Source organism: Pseudomonas sp. GNP014 (assembly GCF_054344005.1).
Genome location: NZ_JBTGUS010000001.1, coordinates 3,971,651 through 3,991,911, shown reverse-complemented (window position 1 = coordinate 3,991,911; position 20,261 = coordinate 3,971,651). Strand labels below are relative to the sequence as shown.

General features: G+C 58.7%; 15 protein-coding genes and 1 pseudogene. 3 read left to right on the top strand and 13 right to left on the bottom strand.

Going from position 1 to position 20,261, the window contains the following annotated elements; genetic code table 11:
* Nucleotides 1–62 precede the first annotated feature (62 nt).
* From ACXX9E_RS17945 to gspG, 9 genes are all read right to left on the bottom strand, one after another.
* Nucleotides 63–1,166, bottom strand: coding sequence for a substrate-binding domain-containing protein (locus tag ACXX9E_RS17945; RefSeq protein ID WP_458555832.1), 1,104 nt, complete (start codon nucleotides 1,164–1,166; stop codon nucleotides 63–65).
* 95 nt (nucleotides 1,167–1,261) lie between these two features.
* Nucleotides 1,262–2,371 carry a substrate-binding domain-containing protein gene (locus ACXX9E_RS17940; protein ID WP_123468118.1) on the bottom strand — a complete coding sequence of 370 codons (1,110 nt, stop codon included), beginning with the start codon at nucleotides 2,369–2,371 and terminating at the stop codon, nucleotides 1,262–1,264.
* Between the two features lie 498 nt (nucleotides 2,372–2,869).
* A complete protein-coding gene (gene gspF, locus ACXX9E_RS17935; protein ID WP_458555831.1) occupies nucleotides 2,870–4,081 on the bottom strand; it encodes a type II secretion system inner membrane protein GspF in 1,212 nt (403 codons plus the stop codon).
* Nucleotides 4,081–5,487, bottom strand: a complete 1,407-nt coding sequence (gspE, locus tag ACXX9E_RS17930; protein ID WP_123468114.1) for a type II secretion system ATPase GspE — start codon at nucleotides 5,485–5,487, stop codon at nucleotides 4,081–4,083. The genes gspF and gspE overlap by 1 nt, the downstream gene beginning before the upstream one ends.
* A gap of 1,534 nt (nucleotides 5,488–7,021) precedes the next feature.
* Nucleotides 7,022–9,415: a type II secretion system secretin GspD gene (gene gspD, locus ACXX9E_RS17925; protein ID WP_458555830.1), complete on the bottom strand. Its 2,394-nt coding sequence runs from the start codon at nucleotides 9,413–9,415 to the stop codon at nucleotides 7,022–7,024.
* Complete coding sequence (gene gspM, locus ACXX9E_RS17920) at nucleotides 9,412–9,960, bottom strand: type II secretion system protein GspM (RefSeq protein WP_123468110.1); 549 nt, start codon at nucleotides 9,958–9,960, stop codon at nucleotides 9,412–9,414. Before gspM ends, gspD begins: the two co-directional genes overlap by 4 nt.
* A complete protein-coding gene (gspL, locus tag ACXX9E_RS17915) occupies nucleotides 9,953–11,128 on the bottom strand; it encodes a type II secretion system protein GspL (protein WP_458555829.1) in 1,176 nt (391 codons plus the stop codon). The genes gspM and gspL overlap by 8 nt, the downstream gene beginning before the upstream one ends.
* Nucleotides 11,125–12,084 (bottom strand): type II secretion system minor pseudopilin GspK, encoded by a 960-nt coding sequence (gene gspK / locus ACXX9E_RS17910; protein WP_458555828.1) that lies wholly within the window; start codon nucleotides 12,082–12,084, stop codon nucleotides 11,125–11,127. The genes gspL and gspK overlap by 4 nt, the downstream gene beginning before the upstream one ends.
* A gap of 8 nt (nucleotides 12,085–12,092) precedes the next feature.
* On the bottom strand, nucleotides 12,093–12,551 hold the full coding sequence (gspG, locus tag ACXX9E_RS17905) for a type II secretion system major pseudopilin GspG (RefSeq protein ID WP_458555827.1): 459 nt from the start codon (nucleotides 12,549–12,551) through the stop codon (nucleotides 12,093–12,095).
* 147 nt (nucleotides 12,552–12,698) lie between these two features.
* Here gspG and gspI point away from each other — a divergent pair, with 147 nt between their 5' ends.
* Nucleotides 12,699–13,085: a type II secretion system minor pseudopilin GspI gene (gspI, locus tag ACXX9E_RS17900; protein WP_123468102.1), complete on the top strand. Its 387-nt coding sequence runs from the start codon at nucleotides 12,699–12,701 to the stop codon at nucleotides 13,083–13,085.
* Nucleotides 13,086–13,687: 602 nt separating this feature from the next.
* Here the strand turns inward: gspI and ACXX9E_RS17895 are convergent.
* Genes ACXX9E_RS17895 through ACXX9E_RS17885 form a run of 3 tightly spaced genes read right to left on the bottom strand, consistent with a single transcriptional unit; the run spans nucleotide 13,688 to nucleotide 16,971 of the window.
* The gene (locus tag ACXX9E_RS17895; protein WP_458555826.1) at nucleotides 13,688–14,902 is read right to left on the bottom strand and encodes an MFS transporter; all 1,215 of its coding nucleotides are present in this window, start codon (nucleotides 14,900–14,902) and stop codon (nucleotides 13,688–13,690) included.
* 19 nt (nucleotides 14,903–14,921) lie between these two features.
* Nucleotides 14,922–15,881, bottom strand: a complete 960-nt coding sequence (locus ACXX9E_RS17890; RefSeq protein WP_458555825.1) for a diiron oxygenase — start codon at nucleotides 15,879–15,881, stop codon at nucleotides 14,922–14,924.
* On the bottom strand, nucleotides 15,874–16,971 hold the full coding sequence (locus tag ACXX9E_RS17885; protein ID WP_458555824.1) for a SagB/ThcOx family dehydrogenase: 1,098 nt from the start codon (nucleotides 16,969–16,971) through the stop codon (nucleotides 15,874–15,876). The genes ACXX9E_RS17890 and ACXX9E_RS17885 overlap by 8 nt, the downstream gene beginning before the upstream one ends.
* Nucleotides 16,972–17,729: 758 nt before the next feature.
* Here ACXX9E_RS17885 and ACXX9E_RS17880 point away from each other — a divergent pair.
* Entirely contained in the window at nucleotides 17,730–18,839 is a 1,110-nt protein-coding gene (locus tag ACXX9E_RS17880; protein WP_123468095.1) for a hypothetical protein, read from the top strand.
* 3 nt (nucleotides 18,840–18,842) lie between these two features.
* Nucleotides 18,843–19,412, top strand: coding sequence for a LemA family protein (locus ACXX9E_RS17875; RefSeq protein WP_123468093.1), 570 nt, complete (start codon nucleotides 18,843–18,845; stop codon nucleotides 19,410–19,412).
* 271 nt (nucleotides 19,413–19,683) lie between these two features.
* Here ACXX9E_RS17875 and ACXX9E_RS17870 read toward each other — a convergent pair.
* A pseudogene (locus ACXX9E_RS17870) lies at nucleotides 19,684–20,033 on the bottom strand (DUF6124 family protein).
* Between the last annotated feature and the right edge of the window lie 228 nt (nucleotides 20,034–20,261).

Below are 20,261 nucleotides of genomic sequence, written 5' to 3'. Positions count from 1 at the left end.
GGCGGACCTTCAACGCAGAGACAGCCCGCACAGGGCTGCCTCTGATGCACAGGTGCACGTGTTCACAGCGGCCGGCCGATGCCGTTACAAACCGAAGGGTTGTTGATGTCGAGGTTTCTGCCCGTGGTGTTGGTAATGAAGTTGGCCGTCACAGCGTTTTTCCAGTGTGTAGGCAGGGGTGCAAAACCGTGCGCCACACTGGCGAGGACATTGCCGGGAACACTGTAGTGTTTGGTCAAAAAGGCACGAACGTCGTTCGCCACAGCCGAATCCCGGTAGCACTGGCCGAAGATGAAGTTGGTATAGGCGGCCAGCCTGTAACCCGACGTCGGATTAGCTACCACCGGGGCCCATTGCGCGGGATTTTCAGGGGTGACCGGCAACGATACTGATGACAGCGCAAGGGTGACATTGGCCAACGTCGGCAGAACCCCGTTGACCCGGGCAACCACCGTATTGTTCGACACGCTGATGCCATCGGGGCCGGAATAGCCGATGGACCCGTCTACCGCATTCACTGCTGTGACAACATCAAGGTTACTGGCTACACCCACCCAGTTCGGAGGTAGCGGCGATCCGAATGGATAACGAGCATTGGTGAACATCGCATTGGTGGCGAACCTGGTCGGGCAAATCGAGTTCAGATGACGGCTCAGAATCTCCGTCGAGCCACTGGAAATATTGCGATAGACGACACGGATCGGTGTGTAGTCTGTCGTGCCCAACAAGTCGCCCCACGTGGTTTTGTAGCCAGAGAACACATCGCATAACTGCGCGCTGGTCAGATTCAGTGCAGTCTGACCGGCTTTTTTGTAAGGAATGGCAACCGCAGTAGCCACCGAAGGAATCTGGATCAACGGACCGTAGGCAGCACCGAAGTTGGCGTTGTAAGTGCTGATTTCGCTAGCGCTGAGGATCGAGTCGCTAGCGGCGAAGTGTACGGTGCCGGTGGTGTAGAAGACGGCTGGATTGTTGGTCAGGAACGCCAACTTGCCACTGCCGCTACCCACAGACGCGTAGCTGAAGTTGGCGGGCAGGATGCTGTTGGCAGCCCCCGAATACAGCAACGCCGGCAAGGTGGAACCGCCACCCGTTACCGCCATCGCCTGAGCCGACGCCATTAGCACGGCGGCTGACATCACAACCCTTTCAATACGCTTGAACATGCTCAATCTCCTTATCGAATGCTCCCTCTAACGGGAGCAAAAAAAATGGCAGCCCCGAAGGGCCGCCATCTATACATCCGAGTGCATCAACCGACTTACAAAGGACGACCGATAGCGTTGCAGACGCTGGCGTTGTTGATGTCCAGGTTGTTGCCCGAGGTGTTGGTGATGAAGTTGGCGGTTACAGCGGTTTTCCAGGCGTTAGGCACGGCGACAAACTTGTGGGCCTGAGTCGCAGTGTTGTTGCCCGGGTTGCTGTAGTGAGTGGTCAGGAAGGCTTTGACGTCCGCGGCCACGGCTGCATCCTTGTAGCACTGACCGAAGATGAAGTTGGTGTAGGCAGCCAGTTTGTAACCCGAAGTCGGGTTAGCGACCACTGGCGACCACTTGGATGGATCGGCAGCATCGACAGCAGACGATGGAGGGGTCACCGACGACAGCGCCAGCGTCACGTTGAGCGAAGTAGGCTGAACACCGTTCACGCGGGCAACAACAGCGTTGCTGGTAGCGTCAACACCGTCCGGACCGACATAACCGATGGAGCCGTCAACCGCATTCACGGTAGTGGCAACATCGGAAGTGTTGGCTACACCGACCCAGTTCGAAGGCAAGGCGATGCCACCGATACGAGCGGCGGTGAAGGTGGTGTTGGTCGCGAACTGAGTCGGGCAAATCGTGCTCAGGTGGCGGGTGAGGATTTCCGAAGTGCCGCTGGAAACGTTGCGGTAAACCACGCGGATAGCGGTGGTGTCAGCAGTGCCCAGCAGCGCTCCCCAAGTGGTTTTCTGGCCGGAGAACACTTCGCACAGCTGAGCGCTGGTCAGGTTCAGAGCAGTCTGACCGGCTTTTTTGTAAGGGATGGCAACCGAAGTGGCAACCGAAGGCAGCTGAATCAGCGGACCGAACGAAGCATTGTAGGTGTCTTTGTAGGTCTTGAGTTCCGAAGCGCTGAGGATCGAGTCGCTACCGGCGAAGTGCACAGTGCCAGTGGTGCTGAAACCAGCCGGGTTGTTGGTCAGGAAAGCAGTCTTGCCACCGCCGCTACCGATGGCAGCGTAGGAGAAGTTGGCTGGCAGGATGCTGTCGGCAGAGCCTTTGTACAGAGCGGCAGGCAGCGTTGCACCACCACCGGTAACGGCCATGGCTTGAGCGGAAGCCAGAGCGGCGACGGTCAGGGAAGCTGCGATCAGAGTGCGCTTGAACATGAAGAATCTCCTTTTCAACTAGGTTTGGGAACACAGGTTTTCGGGTGACTTGCATGACACTGGGAGGACTCACCGGGGCCCTCGCTAGCGTTGGCCTTGGTTAAGTCGCACTGAGAAATTCGCAGTTTCCGGTGACAGATAAAGGAAAAAACCTCGGGAGCTGCGAGCTGTTTCTGAAGGGATTTTCTCGGGTGTTTGTCGGATGCTGCGCAGCGTCTGGATCGCGGGTTTGGCTGAATCGGGCTGGAGGCGTTGACGGGTGGTTGCAGATGACAGAACGGAGAACCCGAGGATCGGGAAAACATCGCTCGGGTGATGGAGAATCTTTTGCAAAAACGTTGAACTATTTATTGGCCTGGCGGGCCTCATCGCTGGCAAGCCAGCTCCCACAGGTTTTTGTGTTTTGCTGCAAATCGCATTAACAACACTGTTCCCTGTGGGAGCTGGCTTGCCAGCGATGAGGCCAGTGCCACCACCACCAAGGCATCAGACACACCCCTACTGCACCAACTGGTTGATCTCAATAATCGGCAACAACACCGCCATCACAATCACCAGCACCACCCCGCCCATCACCACAATCATCAGCGGCTCAAGCAATGCGGTCATGCCCATCGCCCGCCGCTCGATATCCCGCGACAGCGTCTGCGCCGCACGCTCAAGCATCGGTGGCAACGACCCGGTCTTCTCGCCGCTGGCGATCAGGTGAATCAGCACCGGTGGAAATACGTTCTCCACCCGCAACGCCGCCGCGAGGTTCACACCCTCGCGCACCTTGGCCGTGGCCTCGCTGACACTCAGACTCAAGCGGTCGTTGGACAAGGTCTGCCGCGCCGCTTCCAATGCGCGCAACAACGGCACCCCGGCGCCGCCGAGAATCGCCAGGGTCGAAGCAAAACGTGCGGTGTTCAGGCCCAGAATGAAACGCCCGATCAGCGGCAGTTTCAGCACCCGATGATGCCACCTCAAACGCGCCGCCGGATTGCGCAGATACAAGCGCCAGCTCCAGAAGCTTGCGGCCATGATCCCTGCACACAGCCAACCCCAACTGCGGATGAAATCACTCGCGTTGAGCATCGCCAGGGTCAGCCCCGGCAAATCCTGCCGCGCCTGGGAAAACGCGCTGACCACCTGCGGCACCACGTAGCTGAGCAAGAAAATCACGATGCCGATCGACACCAGCCCGACCACACCCGGATAAATGAATGCGGTGAGAATCTTGCCGCGCAGGTTGTTGCGCTCCTCGATGTAATCCGCGAGCCGCTCCATGACCTGCGCCAGATCTCCGGATTCCTCCCCCGCCGCAATCAGCGCACGGTAAATCTCCGGAAAATCCCGTGGCCGCGCAGCCAATGACTCGGCCAGGCGCATGCCGCTGCGCACGTCGGCACGCACCGCGCTGAGAGTGTGGGCGATGTGTTTTTTTTCGGCCTGCTCCACCGTGGCGCTGAGCGCTGCCTCCAGTGGCAGGCTGGCACCCAACAGACTCGCCAATTGCCGCGTGGCCCAGGCCAGATCATTGTCGGAGAGCCTGGCGCTGAACAATCCGCCGCCGCCCTGCTGGGCGACATTGCTTTCCTTGTGCACCGACAGTGCGGTCAATCCGCGCCCGCGTAAAACACTGAACGCGGAGCCCTGGCTGTCCGCTTCCAGATGCCCGGACTCGATCTTGCCAGTGGCGTCGGCGGCTTCAAAACGATAGCGATTCATCAGGCGTCCCGAGTCACACGGAGGATTTCTTCAGGGGCGGTGGCGCCGCTGCGAATCCAGCGTTCACCGTCCTCACGCAGGCTGAACATGCCGGCCTTTGACGCCGCCGCACGCAAGGCTTGCTCCCCTGCCCCTTGGTGAATCAGGGTGCGGATGTCGTCGTCGATGCAGAACAATTCGTGAATGCCGGTGCGACCGCTGTAGCCGGTGTGATTACACGCCGGGCAACCGACCGGGCGCCACGTCCCCGGCGCCGCCGGGTCTTCTTGTTTGCATTCTTTACACAGTCGTCGCACCAGCCGCTGGGCCAAGACCCCGAGCATCGACGAGGCCAGCAGAAACGGTTCGACGCCCATGTCGATCAAGCGGTTGACCGCCGACACCGCGTCGTTGGTGTGCAGGGTCGCCAGCACCAGGTGACCGGTCAGCGAGGCTTGCACCGCGATTTGCGCGGTTTCCAGGTCGCGGATCTCACCGATCATGATGATGTCCGGGTCTTGCCGCAAAATCGCCCGCAGTGCCAGGGCGAAGGTCATGTCGATCTTCGCGTTGACCTGAATCTGGCTGATCCCCGGCAGGTCGTATTCCACCGGGTCCTCCACGGTGAGGATGTTGCTGGTGCTGGCATCCAGTCGCGCCAGCGCGGCGTAGAGGCTGGTGGTCTTGCCGCTACCGGTGGGGCCGGTGACCAGCACGATGCCGTGGGGCTGGCGGATCAAGTGGTCGAGTTTGGCCAGCACTTGCGCGTCCATGCCCAGGGTTTCCAGATGCAGCCGCCCGGCCTGTTTGTCCAGCAGACGCATCACCACGCGCTCGCCATGACCGGTGGGCACGGTAGAGACGCGAATGTCGATTGGCCGCCCGGCCACGCGCAACGCGATGCGACCGTCCTGTGGCAGGCGTTTTTCAGCGATGTCGAGCTGGGCCATGATCTTGATCCGCGACACCAGCGCACCGTGCAGTGCCTTGCGCGGCGAAACCACATCACGCAAGGTGCCGTCGACCCGGTAGCGCACCACTGAATGGGTTTCGAACGGTTCAATGTGGATGTCACTGGCCTCATCGCGCGCGGCCTGGGTGAGCAGCGCGTTGATCATGCGAATCACTGGCGCGCCGTCCTGAGTGTCGAGCAGGTCGGTGATTTCCGGCATGTCCTGCATCAGGCGGTCGAGATCGACTTCGTTTTCCGCCGCACCGACCACCGCCGCCGCGCTGCCAGTATCGGCATAAGCGCTGGCGAGCAAGCCATCGAGTTCGTCATCGCGCACGCGCTGTATCGTGGTCGCGCCAAACTGCCGCCGCGCCTCACTGATCGACCAGCCGGGCGTCGACGGGCACACCGTCAACACCCCATCACACAACAAAATCCGCTGCGCCTTGGCCCAGGCGTAAGGCAACGCACTCATCTCCTGAACTCCTCCAAATCCACTGTGGTGAGTTGCAGATTGCGGGCAGGTTTCAAAAGCGTCTGCTCCCGTCAATCGGCACCGCTTTGATCCATGTGCAAGGCAACGCACTCATCTCCTGAACTCCCACAATTTCACTGTGGCGAGGGGATTTATCCCCGCTGGGTTGCGCAGCAACCCCAAAACCTGCAACCGAATTTCGCCAGACATACCGAGTGTTTCGGGTTTACGCCTGCTACGCAGCCGAACGGGGATAAATCCCCTCACCACAGGGGTGAGTTGCAGATTGCGGGCAGGTTTCAAAAGCGTCTGCTCCCGTCAATCGGCACCGCTTTGGTCCATGTGCAAGGCAACGCACTCATCTCCTGAACTCCCAAAATTCCACTGTGGCGAGGGGATTTATCCCCGCTGGGTTGCGCAGCAACCCCAAATCCTGCAACCGAATTTCGCCAGACATACCGAGTGTTTCGGGTTTACGCCTGCTGCGCAGCCGAACGGGGATAAATCCCCTCACCACAGGGGTGGGATGCAGATTGAAGACAGGGTTCAAAAGCGTGTGCTCCCCTCAATCGGTACCGCTTGGGTCCATGTGCAAGGCAACGCACTCATCTCTTGAACTCCCCCAAACCCACTGTGGCGAGGGGATTTATCCCCGCTGGGTTGCGCAGCAACCCCAAATCCTGCAACCGAATTTCGCCAGACATACCGAGTGTTTCGGGTTTACGCCTGCTGCGCAGCCGAACGGGGATAAACCCCCTCACCACAGGGGTGGGTTGCACATTGCGAGCTGGTTTCAAAAGCGTCTGCTCCCCTCAATCGGCACCGCTTTGGTCGATGTGCAAGGCAACGCACTCATCTCCTGAACTCCCACAATTCCACTGTGGCGAGGGGATTTATCCCCGCTGGGTTGCGCAGCAACCCCAAATCCTGCAACCGAATTTCGCCAGACATACCGAGTGTTTCGGGTTTACGACTGCTACGCAGCCGAACGGGGATGAATCCCCTCACCACAGGGGTGAGTTGCAAATTGCGGGCTGGTTTCAAAAGCGTGTGCTCCCATGAATCGGCACCGCTTGGGTCCATGTGCAAGGCAACGCACTCATCTCCTGAACTCCCCCAACTCCACTGTGGCGAGGGGATTTATCCCCGTTGGGTTGCGCAGCAACCCCAAATCCTGCAACCGAATTTCGCCAGACATACCGAGTGTTTCGGGTTTACGACTGCTGCGCAGCCGAACGGGGATAAATCCCTTCACCACAGGAGTGGGATGCAGATTGCGGGCAGGTTTCAAAAGCGTGTTCTCCCCTCAATCGGAACGGCTTTGGTCGATGTGCAAGGCAACGCACTCATCTCCTGAACTCCCCCAAACCCACTGTGGCGAGGGGATTTATCCCCGCTGGGTTGCGCAGCAACCCCAAAACCTGCAATCGGTTTTTTCCAGACATACCGCGCCCGCAATGTTTACGACTGCTGCGCAGCCGAACAGGGATAAATCCCCTCACCACAGAGGTGAGTTGCACATTGCGAGCTGGTTTCAAAAGCGTCTGCTCCCGTCAATCGGCACGGCTTTGATGGTTGCGCGAGGGCCTGAGGTGGGCGCCACTGCCGGCACGCCTTGCGCTGCTGTCGGCAATTGCGGCGCCTGCATGTCCGGCATCGCCCAGCTGCGTTCCGGTTGCAAGCCACCCTGGGCGCGGCGCATGAAATCGTAGCGGTTGAGGGTGATGCTGCGCCCCGCTTCGCTGTCGCGGATGATGTACGGGCGCAGGAACACCATCAGGTTGGTCTTGGTGATCGCCCGGCGCTCGTTGCGAAACAGCGCACCAATCCCCGGCAGACTGCCCAGCCACGGCACCGCGTCGTTGCTCTGGCTGTAGCCGTCCTGCAGCAAGCCGCCAAGCACCATGATCTGGCCGTCATCCAGCAAGATGCTGGTGTCGATCGCCCGTTTGTTGGTGACAATCCCCGCCGATTTGGCGCTGGCCGAAGCGCGTTCGTCGATGCTGCTGACTTCCTGATAAATGTCGAGCTTGACCGTACCGCCCTCGGAAATCTGCGGCCGCACATTGAGCTTCAAACCAACCTCTTCACGGGTCACGGTCTGGAACGGATTGTTGCTGGTGCCACCACCGCCAGTGACGTAACTGCCGCTGACAAACGGAATGGTCTGGCCAACGAAAATGCTCGCCGCTTCGTTGTCCAGGGTCAGCAGGTTCGGCGTCGACAGCACGTTGGTGCCGCCCTTGCTCTTCAGCGCTCGGGCCAGCACTTTCAGGTCGAGGATCTTGCCGATGCCGGGGATGTCGACGGTGCCGTTGACGTAGCCCAGGTTCAAACCCTGCGGCAGTACGTCGATGCTGGTCTTGCCGCTGACGTTGATGCCCGAGCCACCCAGATTGGCCCCGCCGATCACACCGTTGCCTCCGAGGTTGCCGGTCTGCCATTGCACACCGAACTCACTGGCATCGTCTTCGCCGACCTCGACGATCAGGCTTTCGATCACCACTTGTGCGCGACGCTGATCGAGCAAGTCGATGACTTCGCGCAGGTTGCGGTACAGCGGTTCCGGCGCGGAAATCAGCAAGGTGTTGGTGGTGGCGTCCGCCTGAATGGTCACGCCGCCAGCGCTGAAGGCAACGTTCTGTTCACTGCTTTGCGCGCCGCCACTGCTGCCGCTGCCACTGCTGCCCTGGGCGTAACTGCCGCCGGTGCTGCCCGTGCTGCCGTTGCTGCTGGTCGATGGGGTGCCGCTGGTTTGCGCACCGCTCTGGCCATTCTGGTCGCCATTGCTGCCGGTGCCGCCCATCGCGCTGAGCACCGACCGCGCACTGTCGCTGGTGCCGCTGTCGCTTTCGCCGGTGAGCAGGCCGCGCAGGGCCTGCGCCAGTTTCGCGGCCTGGGCGTTGCGCAGATAAACCACGTGCAGGTTGCTCGGATTGCTCTGCGCATTGTCGAGTTTGTAGATCAGGTTGCGCGCCAGCTCGGTACGCTCGGGGCTACCGGCGCGAATGATGATGGTGTTGGAACGCGGGTCGCCGATCACCGCGATTTTCTGCGTCGGATCGTTGCCCGGCGCATCCAGCAAATCAGCGACCATCGGCGCGATGTCAGCGGCGATGCCGTTCTGGATCTGCACCACATCGGTGTCGATCGCACTCGGCGAGTCGATGCTGGCAATCAACTGCGCGACGCGGGTGAGGTTCTCGGCGTAATCGGTGACGACGATGGTGTTGTTGCCCGGATAGGCGTTGATCGGGTTGTTCGGCGACACAATCGGGCGCAGCACCGGAATCAGGTTCACCGCGTTCTCGTATTGCAGGCGGAACGTGCGGGTGAGCATGCCGTTGCCGGCCGGTTTGTCGGCGCTGTAGATCGGCCCGCCGAGCAGCTTCGCATCGGCCTCTGGCACCACCTGCGCGACACCGCCGACATCGACCACGCTGAAGCCCTGCATGCGCAGCACCGCCAGCAGCATGTCGTAGGCCTGGCGCGCCGGCACCTGGCCTTCCGAAACCAGCGTCAGGTTGCCCTTGACCCGTGGATCGACGAGAAACTGCTGACCGGTCGAACGCGACAATGCCCGTACCACCGCTTGAATATCGGCGTCGACAAAATTCAGCGTCACCGGTTGATCGCCCAGCGGATTGCTCGGCAACGTGGTACTCGATGGCGCCGCACCGCTGCGCGCACTCTTGGTGATGTTGTGCAATTGCTTCGGCGCAGGTCGCGCCTGCGCCTGTGCGCGCTCGCGGTCCAGCACCGCGTCGCCGCTGCGCTGGGTGTTGGCCAGCGGCCGACCGAGTTCGCTGTCGACCAGCAACGGCGGCTGATTCTGTGGCGTGGTGGTGGTGGTGTTGCTGCACGCGCTCAATGCCATCAGCAGCATCGGCAAAGCCAAGCGTGCCGGTTTGGATCCTGACCCCTTCATGAAGCTTCCTTAGCGCCAAGCGCCTGATCCATGCGAACGGTGCCTGACAAAGTGCCGGCGGTAACATCGGTCGAAGCGTTGTCTGCCCGTTGCAAACGGGCCTCGACCACCTGCAAAGAAAGTTGTGACGGCGTGCTCAGCAACCAGTCGAGCACCGCATCGGCCGGGGCGGCGTCGAAGATCAACTGCCACGCACCGGCATCCGCCGCCTGTAATTGGTAATGCCCGGCCAGGCCGCTGGCCTGCAGCGTCTGCTCCAGCGCCTGGGCCACGCCTTGCCCGGCCGGGCGCACGCTGACTTCGCGCAGCAACACCTCCAGCGCTTCGGTCTGCGCGCGCAGTTTTGGCGTCTCGGCTTGCCAATAGGTGATTTTCTTCAGCGGTGGCTGAATCAACGCCACCCAGATCAACAGGCCGACCAGCGCCAGAGCCATGCCGCCGACCATGCGTTTCTCCCGCAGCGCCAACGGCTGCCAGCGCGCCTGCACCTGACTGTTGAAGCGCTGCCAGCGGGCGCGGTACTCCGCGAGCGAGGCCTTATTCATCTTCTGCTCCGCTGTCGTCGTCGGTGCTACTTGAAGGGGATTCTCCTGCCGGGCGCAGCGTCCAGCCGTCATCCTCGGCGGTGACGCTGATGCCGGCCTGAGCGAGTGTGCTTTGCCAGTCTTTGTCGGTACCGGAGCGCCGCGCATCGCTGAGCAGGCGCAATTGCAACGCGCCCTCGGCGAACGTCAGTTGCTCGACACTGCCAGCCATGAACGGCATGCCGCTGCCGGCCTGCAGCACCAGCCGATTGAAGGTTTGCGCCGGATCGTCCGCCGCGCCCTTCTGCCGCGCCGCCAATTGCTGACGGGCCTGTTGCAACGGATTGAGGATCACCGGCAACTCGGGGAAGGCCTGTTTCACCCGCTGATTCATGTGCGCCTTCAACTGCTGGCCCTGACTGGCTTCGCGGGCGGCATACAGGTTCAAACCGACCACCCACACCGCCACGGCCAATGCCAACAAAGCCAATGCCCGGCCCCAGCCGCGATGCTCGGTGTTCTGTTGTTGCACGGCGCCGTGCAGGCCCCAGCCCGGCAACGGCCCGGTCCAGCGCTGGGCCTCGGCCATCGGCAGTTCAGCGTTGGGCGGTGCACCGTCGCCAATCCAGTGCAAGGCACTGCCGGACGCCAGCAACCCGTCGCCCGGGTCTTCATCGAACAACGGCTGCACCCGCGCTGTTTGCACGCTGTCGCGCAGCAACAGATGACCGTCCAGGCGACAGGCCACCGTGCCCGGCAACACCGGCAAACTGTAAGCCGCCGGGTACACGCCGCGCAGGTTAAGGCCGCTGTGCTTGAGCAATTGCCCGAGGCGCAGCAAGCGTTCGCGGGGCGCCCAGGCGATCTGCACTTGCCCGGTTTCATCACGGGGACTGTGAGCGATGTGCATCGCGTTGCCGTCACCGAGCATCAACGCCTGCGCGGCGCATTGCACCGCGGCCGCCGTCTTGTTCGCAGGCAGCGGCGGCACGTCGATGCTCGCCAGCAGACTGTCCGCGGGGTGCAGAAAACACACCAGCGGCGGCTGTTTCGGCGACTGGCTCAACTGGTTCAGGCTGAGGCATTCCTCACGACTGACCTGCCCCTGACGATCCAGCCACGCGCAGCACAGCGGACTGTCCAGCTCAAGTTCGGCCAACGGCGCCAGAGCAATCCGTAGCTGACTCATACGCCCACCCGCGACCAGATCACCTGCGGCAGGCGATCCTGCGAGCGATGCAATAACGCTTCGAGGCTGACCCGGCGCTGATCACGCCGCGCCTCGCCGCGCAGGCGAAACCAGTCACTGGTGATGCCGACCTTGACGCTGCTGATCTCCAGTTGCGGCATGCGCAAACGGTTGACGAAATCACCGCGATTGATGAACCAGCGCCCGGCGTCACGTTCATTGATCAACGCCTGCGCCCGCTCCAGCGACAACCCCGGCACATTCGCGGCCAGCACCGGCGCGGTAGCGGTGTTGCCGTTGACCCAAGTCGTCGCTGGAATCACCGTCAGGTACGGCGCGAGTTTGCTGATCAGCGCGTCATTGATGCCATCGACACCGCGCAGATCCTCGATGCTGCGCAGCATCGGCAGCTTTGGATTTTCGGGTTTTCGCGAAGCGTTGGGCGACGTTAACCGGCCACTGTCGAAGCCGGTTTTGGTGGTCGCGGCGATCTGCGGATTCAACAGTCGCGGGTAAGAGGCAATCACCCGCTGACTGATGCGCTGGCTCAACCCGGCGCTGACACCAATCAACTCGCACAGGCGCGCGAACGCCTCGACCTGTGCCTCATCCACACGCTCATTGGCCACCAGATTGCGCAGGTTGAACTTGCCCTGCTCGTCTTCCAGCCGGCCTTCAAAACCTGAGGCGCTGAGGCGCTGTGCCCACGGCTGATCGAGGCGGGTCAGCGGATCACGCTGGCGCGCCTCCCACAACCGCTGACGGCTGATCTCCAGACCGCCCTGCACCACCCAGCGGCCCTGCACCCGCTGCTGATCCGCTTCCAGCGCACGGGTCGAAACGCTTTGGCGGGTCAGCATGCCCGCCGCAATCACCGCCACCACGGCCGCGATCAGCAACGCGCTGATAATCGCCATCCCTTGCTGCTTCGCCCGGTTCGGCGAACGGCTGTCCATGGCCGGCCTTACAGCTGCCACGAACCGATGTCGGCATTCACGCCGTCGCCGTCAGGCTGACCGTCGGCGCCGAGGGAAAAGATGTCGATCTCGCCGTTGGCGCCGGGGTTGAGGTACTGATAAGGCCGCCCCCACGGATCGCTCGGCAGGCGTTCCAGGTACGAGCGCCAATTGCTGTTCTTCGCATCCGCCGGCCGCTCCACCAACACCTTCAGCCCCTGGTTCATGCTCGGGTAAGTGCCGTGGTCGAGGCGATACAGCTTCAGGGCCTGCATCAACCCGCCAATGTCCTGCTTCGCCGCCGTGGCCCGTGCCTGATCCGGACGATCGAGCACCTTGGGCACCACCATCGCCGCGAGAATCCCCAGAATCACCACCACCACCATGATCTCGATCAGGGTAAAACCCTGCTGACCACGCGGCGTGCGCATCGGTTGCTGAAGCGATTTGAAAGGTGCGATATCCATCTCGACATTCCCTGGCTTGATTCGATTCGACGCGCAGTGTTGCAAGAAGATATGTCAGGGATGTTGAAAATCCTCGGGAGTTTTCGTCGTCAAGCCGTCAAGCACGCGGGTTAGCGTCGAGGGCTGTGTTTTGGCTCTGGGCCATGTATGCGTGCGCGTTCGCGAGAAGACGGTTTCACCCTGATTGAAGTGCTGGTGGCGCTGGCGATTATTGCCGTGGCGATGTCGGCGGCTGTGCGCGTGGCGGGATTGATGACGCAGAGCAGCGGGGTTCTAAGGGATCGTTCGGTCGCGCTGATTGCGGCGCAGAGTCGGATGGCGGAGTTACGGTTGGAGGGGCGATTGCCGGTGGGAATGAAGGCTGTTGATTGCGATCAGGGGCGGTTGTTGTTGCGGTGTGAGCAATTGATCAGCGCAGCCGAAAATGGGCGGTTGCTCAAAATTGGCATCCAGGTATTCGACCGCAACCAGGATGCGCCGCCATTGGCCAGGCTGGAGACCTTGTTGTCCCGAACGGAAAGCCCCTCACCCTAGCCCTCTCCCAGAGGGAGAGGGAACCGATTCGGGGATATTCGAGAGCTACACCGACTTGAAAGCCTTTCATTGAATCCACAATTGCCAAGCTCACAAAGCCAAATCGAAGGTTCTTCCCTGAAGCCATAATCACCAGGGTCTTTCACCAAAGCGATAATCGCCAAGATCCTTCACCGAACCATAATCACCAAGATCCTCCAGGTCGATGCACCCCGCAAGACAACACGGTCGGCCCCCTCTCCCTCCGGGAGAGGGCCGGGGTGAGGGCCGCTTCCACTCGCGAAGCCCCAGAATCACCAAAGCGATAATCGCGAAGATCCTTCACCGAACCATAATCACCAAGATCTTCCAGGTCGATGCACCCCGCAAGACAACTCGGTCGGCCCCCTCTCCCTCCGGGAGAGGGCTGGGGTGAGGGTAGCTTTTGCCCTTCATCCCAGAAGAATCAATCCAGACACCGAGACCGGCCAGCAGCCATCATTGCCATGACAACGCCGACCCTGATTTTCCAAACGCAATACCGAAAGCGGCAACAAACTTACTCGAAGGACCTGGCAAGAAGTTCACCCTCCCCCCGCAACCCAGCCCCGCCAGCCTAACGCTCACTTGGCCGGGACGCTCTCAAGTGCCGCCCCCTCAGCCACTCCCCATTTGTTGAAGCCATAGCCGAGTACCGTTGCGATCAAAATGAAGGCGGCCAGGCTCTCCTGCGGAGGAAAGGGTGCGACGGCGAGCAGCACGCTGACGACCCCAGCCGTGACAAACATCAGAGTGCCGCCCGCCGCCGACGAGGCCCCCGCCTTCTCGCTGAACATCTCCATGGCCCTGGACGCGGCGGCGGGTCTGACCAGCGTGGTGCCTACGGTGCAGATGATCATCGGTATCGCCACCGTAGCGATGGAGAGCTGAAACTGAATCAACCCCACCATAATCAGACCGGACAGCCCCGAGATCGCCAATCCCAGCTTGATTTGCGTGTCGATTGTCAGTGTTTTGGATAACCGCGTGGCCAATAACCCGCCCACCACATAGGCGCCTCCATAGGCCAGAAGCACCCATGAATAAGTCAACGAGGACACCCGCAGCGTTTCGAGGAAGATGATTGGAGAAATCGCAATGAAGCCAAAATGGCAAGAAAACGCCATTGCCGATGTCATCCACGAATACACGAAAGGTTTAAAGCTGAAGATATCCGCATAACGCTTCAATATTTCCAGCTTTTGCGATCGCGACGTCAGCGACTGATCCTGCAATTTGGGGAAAAACCACAACGTTTGCCCCAGCAAGATCACCGCCAGGCCAGCAAACACGTAGAAACTCCCTTGCCAATTCAGGGCGTACTGCAAATAGGTCCCAAACAACGGCGAGAACGAAATACACAGTCCGCTTAACGACAGCATGTAAATACGAATCCGCTGTCGATCTTCAGCCGTGAAAACATCCTGAACAATCGCTTGAGCCAACACAAAGCATCCGCACCCTACGCCCTGCACCACTCGCGCCAAGGCAAACTGCACTTGAGTACTGGAGAGCAGGCAACCCGTAATCCCCAGCAGCGACACCACCAACCCAAGCTTAAGCATTACAGGTCGGCCATATTTGTCGGACAGCGGCCCTACCACGATTTGAGAGAGGGAGAACCCGACCGCAAAGGTCGCCACAAAGAATGTGACCTCATTGACTTGCATCCCGAACGCATCCGCCAACGCCGGATAAGACGGAAGTAATACATCGAGCGGGAACACGCCGAGTACAACCATGACCGACAGCAAGAACAGTGCAGAGGCCTTCGCAGGCGATTTGAGCTTAACGTTCACCGTATTCTCCCTTTGGCTGTCATTCGATAAGCCCTGCCTCGGCAAAGCGCTTCACGTTCATGGGGTCTTTGAAAAAACCACTGCGTTTCATCGCCGTTATCGTTGCGGTGCACCCGGCTCGGGCCCTGGCACGATGGGGCGCATGGCCTTGTTGCCTCTCATGGATAAGCCACGCACTGGCGGCATCAACGCCCACACACTTCAAGTTCTCGAACAACCAGGTTTCATGCAGCCTGAAAAACTCGTAAATGGCTTGAACGATAAAACCCGACATGAAGGTTTTCTGAGCGTCGGAAGCGCCCTGCCAAACAATCGTAAAAAGGTGCGAAAAATAAAGTGAGTGCTTGAGTTCGTCCTCAAGGTGGTCACGCAGCATCCGGTAGACGGGGGCATAAACGGTTGCCTTGGAGATCTTCAGAAATTCCTTGGTAATCACCGTTTCAGAAACAAATCCAACAACGAACCAGGCCAATTCGGTATGGGCAGGCTCAACCGTGTTCACCAGCGCCCGGATGTTCCGGACGCGCTCTGAGGCAACTTCCCGATTGGCAATTCCATAAATAGCGCTGACTTGATTGGCGACCTCCGCCGATATCACCGCATGGTAGGCCTCGTCGGCATATAACTTGAGGCCTGTGAGTTTCAACGCCGGAGACAAACCCAAGCCAATCCGATCATGCGCAATGGTTGTGATCGCGCGATTGACAATGCGCGTCTCCAGTTCAGTCGTGTAGTCGAGGAACATCACCAGATACCTGGCCAATATCGCCTGCCTCACGGCGTCGCCATGGCAATGAACCGCCTCGTCGGCGAGCCAGGGAGTTGCCGCCGGCACAAACCAGTCCTTGTCCTGTTCGCCCCCCTGCGTCCAGCCGGACAGGTCATAGGCGTTAGGCCGCGTCCGCACGGTGGCGGCGTCGTTCCAGTCTGAAAAGACTTGCAGCGCATCGGTGTCGATCGAACTCATTTCCTCAATCATCTTCCCGCGCTCCCTCGCTGGCATGCAGCGCTTCCAAAGCAGCCGGCATGTCCCGGCCGGTGCTGACACCGGCCCCGACAAACAACAAGGGCGCTGACGAGTGGAGATCGCCCAACAATGGCTCCAGACACGATTCATCAATAGCGGCAGAGACCCAAGTCCCAAGGCCCAGCGCAGTTGAAACAAGCTGCACGGTCTGGGAGATATGGCCGGCGTCCAGCAACGCGACGCGATAGGCTCTCGAGTGCGGATACTTCCACCAAAGCCGGTCAAACTGGCACGTCAGGAAAATACCGAACGGAATATCTTGCGCAAAGAATTGCCCGTTGAGTGCCTGACCCAAACTGAAACCGAGATCGTTACTTATGACTTCCAACTGGTGCTCGACAGGGTTGTAGTAATAAAACCCGGGCGGGATCTGCGCGACATTCCTGATATAAACATATCCTTCAATCGCATTAAGTCCGCCGCCTGAAGGGCTAGTTCTGCGATGCCGTAGTTCATCAGGACACAACAGACTAGTTTCAAGAGCGCGAAAAGGAAGATACGCCAGCGAATAATAAAGTATTGATGCTACCTGTTGTTTGGTGACCGCCACAGGAAGGAACTCCCTGACACTGCGTCGTTTTAACAACGTGCTGTGCAAGTCATGATGCTGAATAATATCCGGTCGTGTTAGAGCAATACATCGCCTTTCATCCTTATCCTGAGCCTCATGCCTTAACTTGGGCACCGGAACAGTGAAGGCTTCTTCACACGCCGATTGATAGGCCATTGCCCATTCATGGACGCTTTCGGGTCGCGCCGCATAGTCGATCTTGCTGGTGCCAACGTGAAAGATGCGGGATAGATCATCCCAGCCCCATTGCATTGCGGGAAATTCAGTCTCTGACAGTACATCGGCTGCCAGCAATTCCTGGTCGATTGCGTCTTGTGAATCCGGCTCTTCGTCTGGATTCTGACTCAGATGCAGTAACCGACAAAGATACTGCGGAGCGATGGAATATTGCTTGTGTGCTTGATAGTCCCATAGCACCAACTGCTTATTCTTGATCAGAAAAAAAATATTATCACTGATATAGGAAGGCACTGCTCTCGTCCTTGAGACTGGAAAAAATAAAAAGCCCGGAAGAACTTCTTCCGGGCCTGAACATCACTTGACGGTGGTTTTAACCGGACCTGCCGCTTGAGTCCAGTTAGCCAAGGTTTTCGATTCGAGATTAATAACGATCATGACACTCTCCTTATCTTCAATGAAGCCGAACCATTCGGCGAAGTGAGATTTAAACAAATAAAATCAGGTGTCAATAATGAAAATCAAAAAAACCTTTTGCGCTTAACTTGGTGCGTAACTGTTATACAACCGCACCGAGATAGTGCTACGAAAGTCTCCGAATCCGGCCAGTTCGATCATTGTCTGACAATTTAAGTGCGCCATTGCAGCGCACACTTTCAAAACATATGAATCGCCCTGAATTTCATAAACGCCGCTTTGCCTGAACTGATACCAACCAAATGACAGAATGGCGTGCGGCTGGATTGCGTCTTTATCAATCGGTCGCCTAGGTAACTGTCATGACAACGCCCGATGCACGGACAGGGGCCACAGACTACTGCCTGCCGAATGCTCGACCATTTCCAGAGACACGTATCCGCCACAAGCGGTCAGCGCATGACAATGGTATCGTCCACTCCTTTTCAATGTTTCTGACAGATTATGAATAGAGCCAAATCCTCAATCCGGACCATTGCTCCCGCACCAGGCATCCCTGAATCCGATGTGAGGCCAGGACGCCATCGCTATGCTTTTGTGAGTCTTCGACCTTGCTCTCGTTGAAGGATGTCTACATGCCCAACGCATCGCAGAACGCGCGACTCACTGAGTTGCTGACGGTGAGCGAAGCCAGTATTGACAGGGCTGAATCCAACGCCGACCTCCTGAACGTGATCCATGAGTTTGCCTTGTACAACGGCCCGCTCGAATTCGATCGCACACGTGCATGGTGGTTTTTCGGCACCGGCCTGTTATTGCTTGCGAGCGCTGTGGCCCTTTATTGGATTGGAAACATCCATAGCGTCGCTCTGTTCTTTTACCGGTTGGAAATTGATCCCGACTCGTTCGGCATGGGTACTGGTTTTTTTGGCATCGTGATTGCCGTTTGGAGTCTGGCATGGATGAAATCCAAATCTGATCGGTTGCCGTCGCTCAGTAAAAGAATTGCTCGACTGTCATCCTACTTCCACAACGGACTGACTTTCCTGAGAGAAGACTCGGCCGCAACCCTCAAAGAGCTGGACACGGAATTTGGTGATTACCGTCGCGGCGACTACAGCCGCAAGTTGGTCGAGTCGATACAGGGTGAGTTTACCGGCACGTTGCGCAACCTCCCTTTCACGTACCGCCAGCTGCACTATGTCAACCGACGCGAGGTGCATACCACGGTTACCGACGAAAAGGGCAATACCAAAACCGAGACTCGAGTGGTTTATGACCACTACGATCGCTACAGTTTGGTCATCGACTTTCCATGGGTCACCGGAATATCGGTCAGATCTGATCACCAGTCCCAGAACGACTATTCGCATCCCATGGACACGGCTTCTCCGGATTTCAATAAAGCGTTCCGTTTGACCGGTCGCAGCGAGATGCTCTGCGCGAAATTCATCAAGCCTTCGACGGTGCTCCACTTGCTGAAGCTGTTCGACATCCTCCATCGTCCAAACCTGGAGTTCTCCGACAGTGGAGAGCTCTGCCTCAGTTTTGAGAGCAACGACCTGTTCGCGTTCGGTGCCCAGTATTCGCTGGCTTCGCCCAACAATTTTTACGAAGAAATTTCTGCCGGTATCGAACTGCCACGTCTGATGTCTGCGCTCCAATGGAGCCATGCACTCAGTGAGCTGCACGATGACAACTTTACCTTTACCGCCACTCCCCCAAAACAACGCCAAGAGAAGTAAGCCATGGACATTGCACTCATCCTCTCCGCTGTTATCGCTGTCGTCATAATCGTAGCGGGCTTCAGCATTTATAACGGCATTATCGGGGGACACAACCGAGTACAACGTGCATGGTCGGACGTCCTCGTTTACGAACGCCAGAAGACCAAAGTTCTCGACCAACTGCAAAAAGTGCTCGCAGATTTCATGGTCTACGAGGCCAGCCTCCTGGAGAAGATCACCGGCCTGCGCAGCGCTGTCAACGCCCTGCCTGCGGGCGCCAATGGCAATGCCCTAACGACCGTTGAAACCGCCACCCGGGAGCTGATGGGTGGCTTACGCATCGCTTTCGAGGCCTACCCTGACCTGAAAGCATCAGAAGCGGCGAACAACATGATGCGTGAAATTTCCGAACAACAAGAGAACGTCGGCGCAGCCATCACCATCTACAACCGCAACGTCGAACTGTTCAACAACGCCATCGAGATGTTCCCCGGCTCGGTCATCAATGGCCTGTTCAACAAGAAAACTCGCGTCACGCCATTCACCGATACCGAAGCTTCGCAGAGTTTCTCTTACACCCCGAATATATAATCCGCGTGATGCATCGAACCCATCACCCGCAAGGGTGATGGTCGATCACCTCCCTCCTTGAACAGATCCGCCGCTGATTTTTCCAGGCGCAATGCCGAAAGCAGCAACAAACCACATGAAAACGACGCAGAAAAGCAATCGCCCCGCTCCCACAGATTTCAACGCCAAACAAAACATCTGCAATCAGTACAAAACCCTGTGGGAGCGAGCCTGCTCGCGAAGACGCCCGAACGGACACCCGATCAATCACCAGGTGATCCCGACACCTACATCACCCCGGCATCTGCAAATTATCCAACGCCCGATTCACCGCCAGCTCCCCGAGCATGATCAACTGCGCAATCCCCAACAACGTCCGCCGCTGTGCCACGGGCAACAGGCTCGCAGCGTCATGAGCAATGGCCTTGGCCGAAGCCAGTGTTTCATCAGCAGTTCTTCGTTTTTGTTGTCCGCAGTCACGGCATACATCCCACGGGTTTTACGAGGGAGCGGCGTGGAACCGGGCGGACAGAGGTAATGGTCGAGGGCGCGGTCGGCGGCTTCGTGGAGTTTTTTGGAATCGAGGGATTCGTAGGGGGAAACCGATTCGGTTTCGGGTGGGTTGGGTGTTGGTTTGATCATGGTGAAGCTCCATTTTTATACCTAGTGGAACCACCAACACCTGTCGCTAAACAAGTAAGGGTGGCAGCTGTACGCGGGTTAGCGAACCGAGAGGTATAAGACCCGGCAGACCCGAAGGTCTCCCACGCACAGCCACCATATAGTCATCGCGAACGGCTGCGACAAACTGGAGCGTCGTTGTACTTATACCTAGTCAGGTCGCTAAACCCGGTCGCTGGGTTGCCAGCG